The sequence below is a fragment of the Herbaspirillum sp. SJZ107 genome, from assembly GCF_006715485.1.
Taxonomy (GTDB): Bacteria; Pseudomonadota; Gammaproteobacteria; order Burkholderiales; family Burkholderiaceae_D; genus Telluria.
In genome coordinates this window covers 802312-815900 of sequence record NZ_VFNH01000002.1, presented here as the reverse complement: position 1 = coordinate 815900, position 13589 = coordinate 802312, and the positions used below count along the sequence as shown (strand labels likewise).

Annotated in this window: 10 protein-coding genes; 5 read left to right on the top strand and 5 right to left on the bottom strand. The window is 69.4% G+C overall.

The genetic code is table 11. From position 1 onward, the window contains the following. The first annotated feature begins 28 nt into the window (after positions 1-28). The 5 genes from FBX97_RS13235 (at position 29) to FBX97_RS13215 (ending at position 6841) form a co-directional block, all read left to right on the top strand. Positions 29-214 (top strand): hypothetical protein, encoded by a 186-nt coding sequence (locus FBX97_RS13235; protein ID WP_141832302.1) that lies wholly within the window; start codon positions 29-31, stop codon positions 212-214. A 168-nt stretch (positions 215-382) separates the two neighbouring features. Continuing rightward, positions 383-1543 (top strand): sensor histidine kinase, encoded by a 1161-nt coding sequence (locus tag FBX97_RS13230; RefSeq protein WP_255517453.1) that lies wholly within the window; start codon positions 383-385, stop codon positions 1541-1543. A 20-nt stretch (positions 1544-1563) separates the two neighbouring features. Beyond that, positions 1564-2322, top strand: coding sequence for a LytTR family DNA-binding domain-containing protein (locus tag FBX97_RS13225; RefSeq protein ID WP_255517526.1), 759 nt, complete (start codon positions 1564-1566; stop codon positions 2320-2322). Between the two features lie 326 nt (positions 2323-2648). Beyond that, positions 2649-3236 carry a PEP-CTERM sorting domain-containing protein gene (locus tag FBX97_RS13220; protein ID WP_185748581.1) on the top strand — a complete coding sequence of 196 codons (588 nt, stop codon included), beginning with the start codon at positions 2649-2651 and terminating at the stop codon, positions 3234-3236. Positions 3237-3268: 32 nt separating this feature from the next. Then, entirely contained in the window at positions 3269-6841 is a 3573-nt protein-coding gene (locus FBX97_RS13215; protein ID WP_141832296.1) for a pectinesterase family protein, read from the top strand. 154 nt (positions 6842-6995) lie between these two features. Here FBX97_RS13215 and FBX97_RS13210 read toward each other — a convergent pair whose 3' ends face one another. The 5 genes from FBX97_RS13210 to FBX97_RS13190 form a co-directional block, all read right to left on the bottom strand. Then, positions 6996-7799 (bottom strand): hypothetical protein, encoded by an 804-nt coding sequence (locus FBX97_RS13210; RefSeq protein ID WP_255517452.1) that lies wholly within the window; start codon positions 7797-7799, stop codon positions 6996-6998. Positions 7800-7809: 10 nt separating this feature from the next. After that, positions 7810-8706, bottom strand: coding sequence for an NAD(P)-dependent oxidoreductase (locus tag FBX97_RS13205; RefSeq protein ID WP_255517525.1), 897 nt, complete (start codon positions 8704-8706; stop codon positions 7810-7812). 82 nt (positions 8707-8788) lie between these two features. Continuing rightward, positions 8789-10729: a hypothetical protein gene (locus FBX97_RS13200; RefSeq protein ID WP_141832292.1), complete on the bottom strand. Its 1941-nt coding sequence runs from the start codon at positions 10727-10729 to the stop codon at positions 8789-8791. Continuing rightward, the gene (locus FBX97_RS13195; RefSeq protein WP_141832290.1) at positions 10726-12534 is read right to left on the bottom strand and encodes an ABC transporter permease; all 1809 of its coding nucleotides are present in this window, start codon (positions 12532-12534) and stop codon (positions 10726-10728) included. Before FBX97_RS13195 ends, FBX97_RS13200 begins: the two co-directional genes overlap by 4 nt. Then, positions 12531-13385: an ABC transporter ATP-binding protein gene (locus tag FBX97_RS13190; protein ID WP_141832288.1), complete on the bottom strand. Its 855-nt coding sequence runs from the start codon at positions 13383-13385 to the stop codon at positions 12531-12533. Before FBX97_RS13190 ends, FBX97_RS13195 begins: the two co-directional genes overlap by 4 nt. Positions 13386-13589: the final 204 nt, after the last annotated feature.

Sequence of the window (13589 nt, the reverse complement as noted above, 5' to 3'; positions counted from 1 at the left end):
GCACGGCTGTTCGCCGCAAGGAGGGTGTATGAGCAAGTCGTCCCGTTATGAGTGGCGCGACCAGCAAGCTGCGCTCCAGGAACGCATGAAGGGTTTCCTGGCCAATCCCGGCAACGAGCAACTGGAAGCCATGGTCGCCGAAATGCGCGCCTATGCCCAGGCTGCCCAGTCCGGCCAGATCGAAATTCCGCAAAGCTGGACCAGTTACAGTTAAGCCAAACCACCTGACAACCATGCCGTTCAGTTCGCTGAGCGGCATTTTTTTTGCCTGGCGCCCGCCAGATGCCTTTCGCGCCGCCGGGCCTGCGTTTCATCGCATGCTGTCCTGCGTCCCGATGCGCTGCGACATAATGCCCAGCTCATGAATCCGATGGAGGACAGCATGCCGACGAGCCCAGGCAGCCGCAGCGCTCACCCACTGGAAGTCATCGCCCTGTTCCGGCGCTGGCCGCGTTCGACCGCGCGCGACCTGGTCTACACGCTGCTCTGGAGCAGCCTGCTCGGCCTGGCGGTGACGTTCGCCGTCGGGGCCCTGACGGGCAGCACGGTGCCGCTCCTGCCCCGGCTCGGCATGACGCTGCTGGCCTCGAACGCGATCGGCTTCCTGATCCACGGCACGCTGGCCGCGCTGCGCCTGGCGGCACCGGAAGCCTATGGTCGCCGCAGCCGGCCGATGCTGCTGGGCCAGGGCGTACTGATCGCCGGCTGCGTCGTGCTCGGCATTACGCTGACCGAGCTGGTGCTGCGCGGTCCCGATGCCTTGCTGCGGCACCCCGGCAAGCTGGGGCTGCTGCTGCCCGTCGGCGCACTGATCGCGGTGCTGATGATCACCGTGCTGGGCATCATCGCGCGGCGCCAGGCACGCGAGGCAGAGGCGGCGCGCCAGCAGGAAAAGATCGCCGAAGCCGGGCGCCTGGTCGCCGAAGCCCGCCTGCGCGCACTGCAGGCCCAGATCGAACCGCACTTCCTGTACAACACGCTGGCCAACGTGGTGAGCCTGATCGGCCCGGCCCCTGGCCAGGCGCGCCACATGCTGGAACGCCTGATCGACTTCCTGCGCGCCAGCCTGGCGGCCAGCCGCGCCGAGCACGCCAGCGTCGGCGCCGAGCTCGACCTGGCCGGCGCCTACCTCGACGTGCTGGCGGTGCGCCTGGGCCGGCGCCTGCGCTACCGCATCGAGGCAGATCCGGCCTGCCGCGACTACCCGATCGCGCCGATGCTGGTCCAGCCGCTGGTCGAGAACGCGGTGATGCACGGCATCGAACCCAAGGTCGAGGGCGGCGAGATCGTGCTGCACGCGCACTGCGACGGCAAGGTCCTGTGCATCAAGGTCGGCGACGACGGCGCCGGGCTCGGCCATGCGCCGCCGCGCCCCGGCGGTGGCGTCGGCCTGGCCAACCTGCGCGAGCGGCTGCGCAGCCTGTATGGCAAAAATGCTCAGGTACAATTAATAGAGAACAAAAACGGCGGCGTGACCTCGCGCTTGCTGCTGCCCATCGATCCCGACCCCACGGTGCCGCCATCGAACCCATCCGCGCCCTGATCGCCGACGACGAACCGCACCTGCTCGACTACCTGGCCGGCGAACTGGCTGTCGTCTGGCCCGAACTGCGCATTGCCGGGCGCGCCGCCAATGGCCTCGATGCGCTGCGCCTGATCGACGAACTGGCGCCCGACGTCGCCTTCCTCGACATCCAGATGCCGGGCCTGAACGGCCTGCAGCTGGCCGAGCGCCTCGCCAACGACGCGGCAGGTGCAACCCGGGCGCCGCGCGTGGTCTTCACCACCGCGCACGAGCATTACGCGCTGCAAGCCTTCGAGCACGCCGCCTTCGACTACCTGCTGAAACCGATCCGGCGCGAACGGCTGGAACGCACCGTGGCGCGCCTGAAGGAAGCGCTGGCCGCACCGGCGCCGGCGCCTGCATCGGCTACCGAGGCGCTGGCCGGCCTGCTGCGCCAGCTGGGGGTGCAGGCGCCCGCCGCTCCGGCGCCGGCGCCGCTGCAGTGGATCCGCGCCGCCCAGGGCCAGGAAACGCGCCTGATCGCAGTGGATGAAGTCATCTATTTCCAGAGCAACGACAAGTACACCAGCGTGTTCATCGGGGACGGCGAACACCTGATCCGCACCCCGCTGCGCCAGCTGCGCGAACAGCTCGACCCGCAGCAGTTCTGGCAGATCCACCGCGGCGTGATCGTGGCCGCGCGCCACGTGGCCGGGACGCGCACCGATTTCCGCGGGCGCATGCTGGTCAAGCTGAAGGGCCGGCCGGAAGAGCTGGTGGTGAGCCGGAATTTTGCGGACGTGTTCAGGCAAATGTAACGCTGAAGCAATAGCTATAGAAACACGGAAACTGGTCTGACCAGTTAACGCCAATTACGCCACAAATTGCTGCAGTGACTTAAATTGGCCAGACCAATTTAATGGCTCCGTGCTAAGATTCAAGAACCTGCCGAGCGCGGCCACAAGCCGCTCCCGGCAGGCAGTACGCACCTTCGCTTTACAGCTGTCCATCCGGCTGCCATCCCTACCGCCCGCACGCAGACGCCTGTTCCGCGCAGCCTTCCCATGGCTGGCGCCAGGGCCGCCGCATGCGCGCGGGAGGCCGGCGCCGCATCCGATCCGCAGCAACCACAACTGGAACAATAATGAAAAAAATCATCATGGAGACCCTGGTACTGGCAGCCCTCGCCGCCGGCCAGGCACACGCGGCACCGCTTTCCCTCGAGCATGCCAGCATCACGGCCACCTACAACGGCAGCGCCGACCTGCTCGGCAACGACAGCGGCTACCTGCCCGGCCCCGGCAGCAATGTCAGCGGCCTCGATCCGAACGACAGCTACGTCGAATTCCTGACCGGCGACGCCCTGTTCGGCGTCGATTTCACCCGCAGCGGCCTGCTGTCGATCTACGCCAACATGGTGCCGCCGCCCGCCGGCAGCTATATCCTCACCTTCGATTTCGGCACTTCCCTGGCGGCGCCGATCACCAGCTTCACCCTGGTCGACGCCAGCGCCGTCGGCGGCCTGCCCCGCCTGTCGGTCTTGAGCAGCCACAGCATCGGGCTCGACCTGAGCGGACTGGAATGGAACGCGGACTTCATCCCGGTCAGCGCGCAGATCGGCACCGCGGACGCAGCGGCCGAGGTACCGGAGCCGGCCAGTGCCGCCGTTCTGCTGGCCGGCGTTGCCGGGCTGGCGCTGAGCCGCCGCCGCAAGCGCGCCGCGCAAGCCTGAACGCCCACCAGTTCCGTATCGGGAGAATCCACATGACATATCGGAATGCCAGGGCCGCGCTGCGCGCGTCGGCCCTGCTCGCGGCCGCCCTTTGTGCCGGCACCTTCGGCCCCACCGTCCATGGCGCGGCCGTGGACGCGGCACGCGCCACCGCGCCGCTCGACGGCTGGGCCAGCCAGGCTGGCGGCACGGGCGGCGGCGCCAATGCCGCGACGAACCAGATCTATACCGTCAACAACCGCGCCCAGCTGCTGGCCGCGATCGTCAACGGCGGCGTGGCGCCCAAGATCATCAAGCTGGTCGGTACCATCGACATGACCGAGGGCAAGCCCTACACCGGCACCGCCGACCAGTCGGCCCGCGGCGCCATCCGCCTCAAGAGCAACACCACGCTGATCGGCGACGGCGCCAACGCCGGCATCGTGAACGGCCACATCATCGTCTCCAACGTCTCGCAGATCATCGTCCGCAACCTGAAGATCGTGAACCCGTGCGACGTCGAGCCGGTCTTCGATCCGAACGACGGCACCACCGGCAACTGGAATGCCGCCTACGATGCGATCGGCATCAGCGGGTCGGACCACATCTGGATCGACCACAATGCCTTTACCGATGCGCCGGTGACCGACAACTACCTCCCTGTCGAGAACGGTCACGTGAAGCAGTGCCACGACGGCGCGGTCGACATCACCAACGCTTCGGATTACGTGACCGTGTCGTACAACGTGTTCGGCGAACACGACAAGAACAACCTGGTCGGCTCCAGCAGCTCGGCCACCGCCGACGAAGGCAAGCTGCGCGTCACCTTCAGCAACAACGTGTTCCGCGACGTGCAGTCGCGCGCGCCGCGCGTGCGCTTCGGCCAGGTCCACCTGTTCAATAATTACTATGTCGGCAGCAAGACGGCGGCGGTGTACCGCAACAGCTACAGCATCGGCCCCGGCACCAATGCCAAGGTGCTGTCGAACGCCAACGTGTTCGAGATCCTGGGTGCCGCCAACTGCGACGCCATCATCAGGAACCCGGGCGACCCCAGCGCCGGCGCCTTCAAGGACAGCGGCTCGCTGCTGAACGGCGCGACGCTCGGCAGCTGCGCGCTGCCGGCCACGCCGGGCTGGACACCGCCGTACGCCTTTACGCCGCGTCCGGCGGCGCTGGTGAAGGCCAATGCGCTGGCCCAGGCCGGCAGCGGCAAGCTGACCACCGCCGTCACCGGCACCGGCCCGGTGGTCGTGGAGACCGGCCCGGCCCTCAATTGCCCAGCCAGCGGCCTGTACTTCTGCGACGACTTCCAGGATGGCGGCACCGCCAAGTGGAACCTGTTGCCGGTGCCGGGTCCGAACGGATCCTTCCGGGTGGTCGACGAAGCGGCCGGCAGCGCCAGCAAGGTGCTGCAGTACACGGCGGCCACCACCGGCGGCGTGCTGGCGCTGGTCAAGCCGGAAGCATTCGGCGGCGTGCCGTCGGGCGACTATTACGTCGAGGCGCGCATCAAGCCGATGGCCAACAGCACCACCGGCAACAAGCAGCTGTACCTGGTCACGCGCTACGTCGACGCCAACAACTGGTACGGCGGCGGCCTGAACGTCCAGAGCAGCACCACCAGCACGCAAGTCGAAATCGCGAAAATGCTGGCCGGTTCGCTCAGCCGTCCGTTCCAGTCGCGCCAGCCGATCGCGATGGATACCCAGTTCTATACCGTGCGTTTCGAACTGATCGGCAGCACCCTCACCGTCTACCTGGACGGCAGGAAGCTGGGGTCGATCGCCGATACCGCCTTCACCCAGCGCGGCCTGATCGGCCTGTACACGGCCAACAAATCGTTCCAGATCGACGACGTGCGCGTGGGCGACCCGCGCCAGAAGCCGGTGCAGCTGACCCTCGACCCATCCGCCCTCACCTACAGCGCCGAAGCGGGCGATGCGCCCTTGAACGTCGCGGTCACGGCCGTCACCGCGGACAACATGCCGGATACCTTCACGGTCGCCTCGAGCAACCCGAACGTGGTCAGCGCGGTCGCCAGCGGCAATACCGTGACCCTGACGCCGCTGTCGGCCGGCAGCGCGAGCATCGTGTTCACCAGCGGCTCCGAGCCGTCGCTGATGCGCACCATCGCCGCCACGGTCGGCGCGCAATTCGTGCAGCCGGTCCAGACCTATCCGCTGCAGGGCGCCAGCCAGCCGGCCGCGCAAGCCGGCGCGATCAACGTCGACGGTGCCTTGAAACTGACCTTCGACCGTCCGCCGGCCCTGGGCACGATCGGCAGCATCCGCATCTTCCGCAAGAGCGACGATGCGCTGGTCGACGTGATCCGCCCGAGCGGCGAGTCCGATGCCCTCGGCTATCCGGGCCAGGCGCTGGTGCGGCGCGTGAACACGGCGCCGATCCGTATCGACGGCAACACGGCGATTATCGTCCCGCACGCGAACAAGCTGGCCTACGGCACCGCGTACTACGTCGCCATCGCGGACGGCGTGTTCACCGGCACCACGCTCGGTGGCCTGCCCTTCGTGGGCATCGGCAAGCTGGGTGGCTGGTCGTTCACGACGAAAGCGGCGCCGCCGACCGCCACCACGCTCACGGTCGACGACGACGGCGCTGCCGATTTCCGCACCGTGCAGGGCGCGCTGAACCATGCGATGCAGGCGGTACCGAAGGCGACGCCGGTCACCATCAACGTCAGGAACGGCACCTATGACGAGCTGCTGTACCTGAACGGCAAGGACAACGTCACGATCCGGGGCGAAAGCCGCGACGGCGTGACGATCCGCTACACCAACAACGAGACGCTGAACCCGGGCACCGGATCGAGCCAGTCGCCCACCATCGCCGGCTCGCCGGCCGGCGGGCGCGCGGTGATGCTGGTCGAAGCGGCGGACATGCTGGTGCTCGACAACCTGAGCATGACGAACACGACCATCCGTTCGGCATCGATCTCGGGCCAGGCGGAAACCGTGTACTTCAACAGCGATACGCGCCTGGTGGCCAAAAACGCCAGCTTCTACAGCGAGCAGGACACGCTCAACCTGAAGGGCTGGGCATGGTTCTACAACACGCTGGTGGCGGGCAACGTCGACTTCATCTGGGGCAGCAGCCACGCGGCGCTGTTCGAGAACAGCGAGATCCGCAGCGTCGGCGACAGCGCCAGCGCGACCTCGGGCGGCTACGTGCTGCAGGCACGGGTGCCGGCCGCCGCCGACATCGGCTACGTGTTCCTCAACAGTGCGTTGACCCACGGTCCCGGCCCCGGTCCCAACCACGGCGACGTGCCGGCCGGTACGACCTACCTGGCGCGCAGCCCGGGCGGGACCGCGAGCTGGGACAACATCGCCTTCGTCAACTGCAAGATGGACAGCCATGTGGCCACCGCGGGCTGGGCCGGCCTGGGCGTGAACGGCCAGCCGGCGCCGAATCCGGCCGTGCCGAGCGCGGACGCCGGCTGGCGCGAGTACGGCAGCACCACGCTGGCCGGGGTGCCGATCGACTTGCGCTTGCGGGTGGGTGGGTATGCCTTGACCGATGCCGAGGTGGCGGCGCGCTTTGCGACGCGGGCCAAGGTGTTTGCGGGTTACGGTGGTGGGGCGGGGTGGAATCCGCAGCCTTGAACGTCGGCCCGGTAATATGAACCGTCGTCCCTGCGCAGGCAGGGGCCCAAGTTGCACGCGTTACGTTTGCGCGCAGCACTTGGACCCCTGCCGCCGCAGGGGCGACGTGCATTGGCTAACGCAAAAAGCCGCCGCCAACGCTGCTCCGCAGCCTTTACTTCGGCATCAAATGCCGAAACGTCGGCTCGATATTCTTCGAGTGCAGAAACCTGACGATATCCTCCAGCGTCGCATCCTTCAACAGCAATCCCTCCGGCGCCGCCACCGGCTGCGCTGCCGCCACGCTATCCACCGCTGGCGCGGCAACCGGCGCCACCGCAGGCACCAGCGCTGCGGCAGGCGCCGCTCCCCTTCCCTGCTGCAGCTTGCCCAGCGCCGCCTCGAACTGCACCGCCCCGATGCTGTCCAGCCCTTCCAGGAAGGCCACCTGCCCTGCCGCCGGCGGCGCCATCTCCAGCCCGGATTCGTCGGCGAACGAGGCCCCCATGCCGGGGTGGATGAAGGCCGCCCACTTGCCGCTGCGCGGGTTCAGGCAGGGCGGCAGGTAGACCGGCGCGGTGGCGGCATCCGGCGCCAGGTCGGTCTCGGGAAAGTAGGCTTGCTTGAGCGCGGCCAGGAAGTCCTGGGCGCGCGTGGTCGGCACCGGCGTTTCCAGCGACAGCCACAAATAATAGGCGCTGGCACCGTCGATGCTGACTGCCGGCGCCGGCAGGCCGAGTTCGCCCTGCAGCGCATTCGCGACTTCGCACAGCCGGGTCCAGTGCTGGCCTTCGGTGGCGAAGGCCAGCTTGCGGAACGGGATCGCCAGCGCGCGCGTCAGGTTGTCGGCCGTGGTCAGCTTGATGGCCAGCGTGGTCTTGCCCTGCAGGTGCTGGGCCAGCGCCTCGCGCGTCAGCGCTTCGGGCGCCAGGTACAGCCGCGTCAGTTCCGCAGCCAGCTTGTCGGTGAGCTTGTCCACGAGGTCCCCGTCAAGCCAGGCCGCCGCGGCGCGCGGCGTTCTTGCCCAGCGCCGCCAGGTCGAGGTCGGCGTCGCCGGCGTCCACGGCTTCCTTCAGCACACCCTGCAGGGCATCGCCGAAGGCCAGCGGCAAGCCCTGTGCCCGGCCGGCTTCCACCGCCAGGCGCACGTCCTTCTGGCCGAGCGACAGCTTGAAGCCCGCCGGGCTGTAGCGCGCTTCGGCGATCATGCCGCCATAGCCCTTGTAGACCGGCGAGCCGGCGAACAGGGTGCTGGTGACCAGGTCGACGAAGTTCGCCGCCGGCACGCCGTGCGCACGCGCCAGCGCGGCGCCCTCTCCCGTGGCTTCGATGGCGCAGGCCAGGGTCAGGTTGCAGGCCAGCTTGATGGCGTTGGCCTGTTCCGGCGCGTCGCCGAAGCGCCAGGTCTTCTGGCCCAGCAGGTCGAGCAGCGGCTGCACGCGGGCGATCAGCTCGTCGCTGCCGCCGGCCAGGATGTTCAGCTTGCCGGCCGCGGCGACGTCGACCCGGCCCAGCACCGGCGCCGCCACGTAGCCGACGCCGCGCGCCAGGTGCAGTTCGGCCATCTCGCGCGCAAAGGCGACCGAGACGGTGGCCATGTTGACGTGGATGCTGCCGGGCGCCATCGCGTCCAGCACGCCGCCGTCGATCATCACGGCGCGGGTGGCGGCGTCGTCAGCCAGCATGGTGAACACGACGTCGGCGATGCCGCACTCGGCGGGCGTGGCGGCGGCCTTGGCGCCCTGTTGCGCCAGGGCTTGCACCGGCGCGGGGCTGCGGTTCCAGACGTGGACGATCTGGCCCGCACGCAGCAGGTTGGCAGCCATGTGCTGGCCCATGGCGCCGAGGCCGAGGAAGGCGATGGTCATTGTTGTTGCTCCTTTTATCCGACAGCGAACGATAGAAAGCGCTATTAGAGCAGCAATCCCGCCGGCCCGCAGAGGACGGCGCCAATCGGACCGTCAGCCGTCACGGTCCGGCGGCCCGGTCCAGCGGCAGGCACTGCCAGGGCTCGACCATGTCGTAGAAGCGGTTGCGCACGCCCAGCTGGTAGCACACCTGGTTGCCGGCCACCTGCGACAGCGGCAGCCAGGCCACCGGGCGGCCGCCGAAACGGGTGTCGCGCGCCAGGTGGTCCACCGCCGTCACGTCGTCGAGCCGGCTGTCGGGGCGCGGCCGGAACTGCACCACCAGCTGCTCGCCGGCGGCCAGCGGCCGGTCCAGCTGCACCGCGATGCCGGCCTGGCCGGGCGCGCGCACCAGCAGCCCGCGCGGACGCGCCATGGCGTCGATCGCCGCGCCGGCGCCATCGCTCCAGCGCCGCAGCTGCAGCGCGTAGTCGTTCAGGACCAGGTTGAGGTCGAAGCCGGCCTGCTGGAAGGCGCTGCGGTACAGCTCATGGCCCTGGAGCCCGGGCGGGAAGGCGGGCTTGCCGAGCGCCTCCAGTATGCGCCGCGGGGCCTGGTCGCCGTAGCGCCTGACGACAAGCTCGATCAGCGCGGCGCCGAGCGGATACTGCAGCCGCCAGTCGAGCTGGCGTTCCAGCGTGCGGTTGTCGAGCAGCGACTCCTGGTTCAGCAGCTTGCGCCGGAACAGGGTCGCCAGCGCCAGCTGTTCGCGTGCGCGCAGCGCCTTGTCGCGTAAATAGGAGGGCTCGGCCCAGTGCGCCAGGCCCTCGTTGAACAGCGACATCCGGTCGAGGTCGCGCGCATGCTCGCCGCCGGCGATCCAGCCGGCCATCACGTGCACCGTCTCGTGCACCAGCGTCTCGTGCCAGTCGGGCTCCAGGGTGATGCGGATGCGGTTGTGCGCGGCCAGGCCGGCGGTGTGGCGGATGCTGCCGGACAGGTCGACGTCGATGCGGGGCGGATCCCTGACCTCGATCGACAGCGCCTCGGCCGCGGTGGCGAAGGCGGCGTCGGCCGCCTTCAGGTCGGCCTCGTCGACGCGGCGGCCGGCGGGAATGTTGAAGCTGTAGTGGGCCGTCACCAACTTGCGGGCAGCCGGCGCGGCCGCGCGCCCGGCGGTGCGGCCCGCTTTCGTCGCGGGCTGGACGCTAGTGGCCACGGCCACGTCGTCGTCGTCCGTCCCCGAGCCATCGCCTTCCGTGTTCTGCGCCTGGAAGATCGCGACCGCGCCGGCCACCAGGGTAGTAGCGCACAGTACGAACACGACCCCGCGGTGCTGCGCCAGCCGCGCCAGGCGCTGCATGCCGGCCCCGCCGGCGCCGGCAAACACCCGGTAGGCGAGCGCCAGGCAAACCAGGATCAGCGCGCCGATGGCCCAGACGGTGTCGCCGCCCAGGCCCTGGGTCGACCAGCCGGCGGCGACCAGCTGGGTCGGATCGAGGGCGTCGGCGATGCGCGGCTGGGTGGTGCGCAGCAGGGTGACGGCGGCGGCGGCCAGCGCCAGCAGCGCCCACGCCAGGTAGCGCACGAAGCCGAACAGCACGCCCAGCGCCAGCCCGGCCGCCACCAGCAGCGCATAGCGTGGCGCCAGCCAGACCAGCGCCGCCGCCGCGATCGGTTCGTCGACCGAATGGCGCAGCAGCAGGTGCAACAGTCCGCCCAGCAGCGGCGTCGCGAAGGCGTACGCGAACAGGCAGCTCCAGGCGACGGCCAGCTTGGCCAGGAACACGTCGGCGCGGCGCAGCGGCAGGCCGTCGAGGAAGGCCAGCGTGCCGTCCTCGACCTCGCGCGCCAGCAGGCCGCTGCCCATGGCAAAGGCCAGCAGCAGCGACAGCGCCGCATCCTCGATCCAGGGCGAGGTGCCGAGCAGCACATGGGTACGGTGCAGGCCCTGCAGGTCGCTCACGGCCAGCTCGAGCAGGTCGAGCAGCAGCATGACCACCAGCAGCCAGATGAAAGGCCGCATGCCGGTCCATTCCTTGGCGAGCAGGACGCGCTTCATGGCAGGGCCTCGCGCACGGCGCCGATGCGATAGCGGCAGGCCAGGCCGGCGTCGTAGGCCTCCGCCATGACCAGCACGCGGCTGCCGCCGGTAAACGTGGCCGGGAGCACGCCGCTGGCGGCGCCGGCCCGGTAAGTTGCATCCGGACGGGCGCTCGATTCCCCGGGATGCAGCGTCTTGTAGCCCAGCACCAGGCCGGCGGGCGGCGCGCCCAGGATGCGGTAGCGCAGCTCGAACATGGCGCCGGCCAGCCTGGCCGGCTGCACCTGCAGCGTGGTGGGCGGCGCCGGCAGCGGCGCCAGCTGCATGGCCTGCGCAAGCTGCGCCAAGGGCATGCCGGCCTGCGCCAGCAGGTCCGCCGTGGCGGCTACCCGCAGCAGGCTGCGCGCATCGTCGCTGGTGTGCTGGGCCAGGGCGGCGCGCATCAGCGCCTGGAAGCCCTGGGCGCCGAGGCGCGCATGCAAAACCTGCATGGCGCGCCAGGCGTAGGCGGCGCCCAGGCAGTCGCCGAGCAGCTGGTCGGTGGTCTCGGACCGGCGCAGCGCGGTCTCGGGGTCGAGGCCATGCGCATGCAGCAGGCGCGCGGCGAAGGCGGCGCGCCGCTGCAGCAGCGCGGCATAGCCCTCGGTACGTTCGGCCTGCCACCAGGCACTGAAGCCGCGCAGCAGCCAGGTGCGGTCTTCGCGCCAGTCGTAGGCGGGCGACTGGTCGAGGATCTGGGCGATCCTCACCATCTCCTGCAACTGCGGCAGCGCCAGGTCGGGCGCGCCGAGTGCGGCGCGCACCACCAGTTGCCCGCGGCCGGCCCTGCCGAAGCCGATGTCGTCCGCTTCGCGCCAGGCATCGGGCACCAGCGACACCGGCGCCAGCCGCCCCAGGCCGAGCCAGGCCTGCAGCGCCGCCAGGTCGGACGACATGCTCTCGGCCAGCCGGCCCGGGGCCACGCCGCCGACCTTGTCCGTCCAGCCGACCTGCACAACGGGTTCGGCCTGGCTGGACACGGCTTGCTCGAGCCGGAACGGCTGCGGCGGTACGCGCTTCTCGAGCAGCGTCGACAGCGCGAACACGGCGCCGAAGGCGAACGCCAGCAGCGTGCGCGCGCCGGCCGACAGGCGCCGCGCCAGCACCACCACCAGCGCCCCGCGCGCCGACAGCGCCAGCAGCAGCGCCGCCGCCAGCAGGCCGCCGGCCATGGCCGCGGTGATCGCGATCTCGCGCCAGGGCGGCTGCAAGCCTTCCAGCGCCATCGCCTCGCCGGCCACCAGGAACGGCGGCCATTGCGTCATCGGCTGCTGCAGGTGGACGCTCAGCAGGACCACGCCCAGGAACAGCAGGCCCCACAGCGCGAAGCGGAAGCGCAGGGTCAGCGCGATGGCGAAGGCGCCGGCATACACGAAGGCCAGGAACACCAGACTGCGCAGCGCCATCAGGCCTACCAGGCCGCCACTCAGGTAGACCTGGTGGCGCGCAGCGTACAGCATCAGGCCGAACGCCGGCACCAGGAACAGCATCAGCCCGATCCAGCCGGCCAGCCACTTGGTCAGCAGGACCGTGCCGCGCCCGATCGGCAGCGATTCCAGGAACAGCTGGGTACCGAGGCCGTATTCGCGCATCACCAGGCGGTTGGGCAGCAGGATGGCGGCCGGCACGCCGAACCCCAGCAGCAGGCTGCGCCAGGCCGCCAGCGGCGAGATTGCGCTCCTCGCCTGGAGCCACATCAGCAGGAACATCAGGCCGCCGATCAGATACAGCAGCAGCATGAAACGCCAGTGTTCGCGCGCCTCCTTGCGCAGCAGCGCGATCATGCGTTCTGGACTTCGTCGGTGCGGGCGAAGGCCAGGAAGATGTCTTCCAGGCCCAGCGCCTCGACCCGTGCGCCCGCCGGCAGGCCGGCCGCGTCCCAGGCGCCGGCGTCGGCACGGTACACGTCGCCGCGCACCTGCTCGAAGCGGGGATCCACGAAAGGCTGGTCCAGGCCGGCGAAGCGCCGCACCTGTGCGCGCAGGCTGGCGATCGTGCCTTCGAAGCGCGTCGCGCCGGCCTGGATGATGCCGACCCGCTGCGCCACCTGTTCCACTTCACCGACCAGGTGCGAGGAAAACATCACGGTCGTGCCCTGCTCGCGCTGCAGTTCGATCAACTGGTCGTTGAATTCGCGGCGCGCCACCGGGTCCAGCCCGGTGGTCGGCTCGTCCAGCAGCAGCAGTTCCGGACGCGGGGCAAAAGCCAGTGCCAGCGCCAGCTTGGTGCGGGTGCCGCCCGACATGGCGGATGCCTTGCGGTCGGTCGGGATATCGAGGCGGCGCAGCAAGCGTTCGAAGCCGGCGGCGTCCCAGTGCGGATAGAAGCCGCCGACGAAACGGCCGAGCTGGCGCGCCGTCATCCATGGATAGAAATGCGGCTCCTGGGGCACGAAGCCGATGCGCCGCTTGAGCCGCACCGGCACCGAGCGCACGGCCTCGCCGAACAGTTCGATGCGGCCGGCATCCGGCGCGATCAACCCCATCAGCAGGCGCAGCGTGGTGGTCTTGCCGGCGCCGTTACGGCCGAGGAAGCCGTAGATCTCGCCTTCCGGCACGGCCAGGTCCAGGCCATCCAGGGCCAGCACCTTGCCGAAGCGGTGCGTGATTCGTTCGAGGCGCAGCGAGCAAGTCATCGGAATGCGAGTCTATGAAATGTGTTGATAGTAATGCAAATTTCAGGTGATCAATTTTCTATACGCGGATAGTTGCAAAAAACATACGCCGATCCCGAACGGGCATCAAACGGCGCCCGTCAATACAGGCGAAACGCCGCGCCGCCCGTTTTCCCTTCGGGGTAAGCTGACTGTTCAACTGAACATCCAGACGCGCAAAAAGGA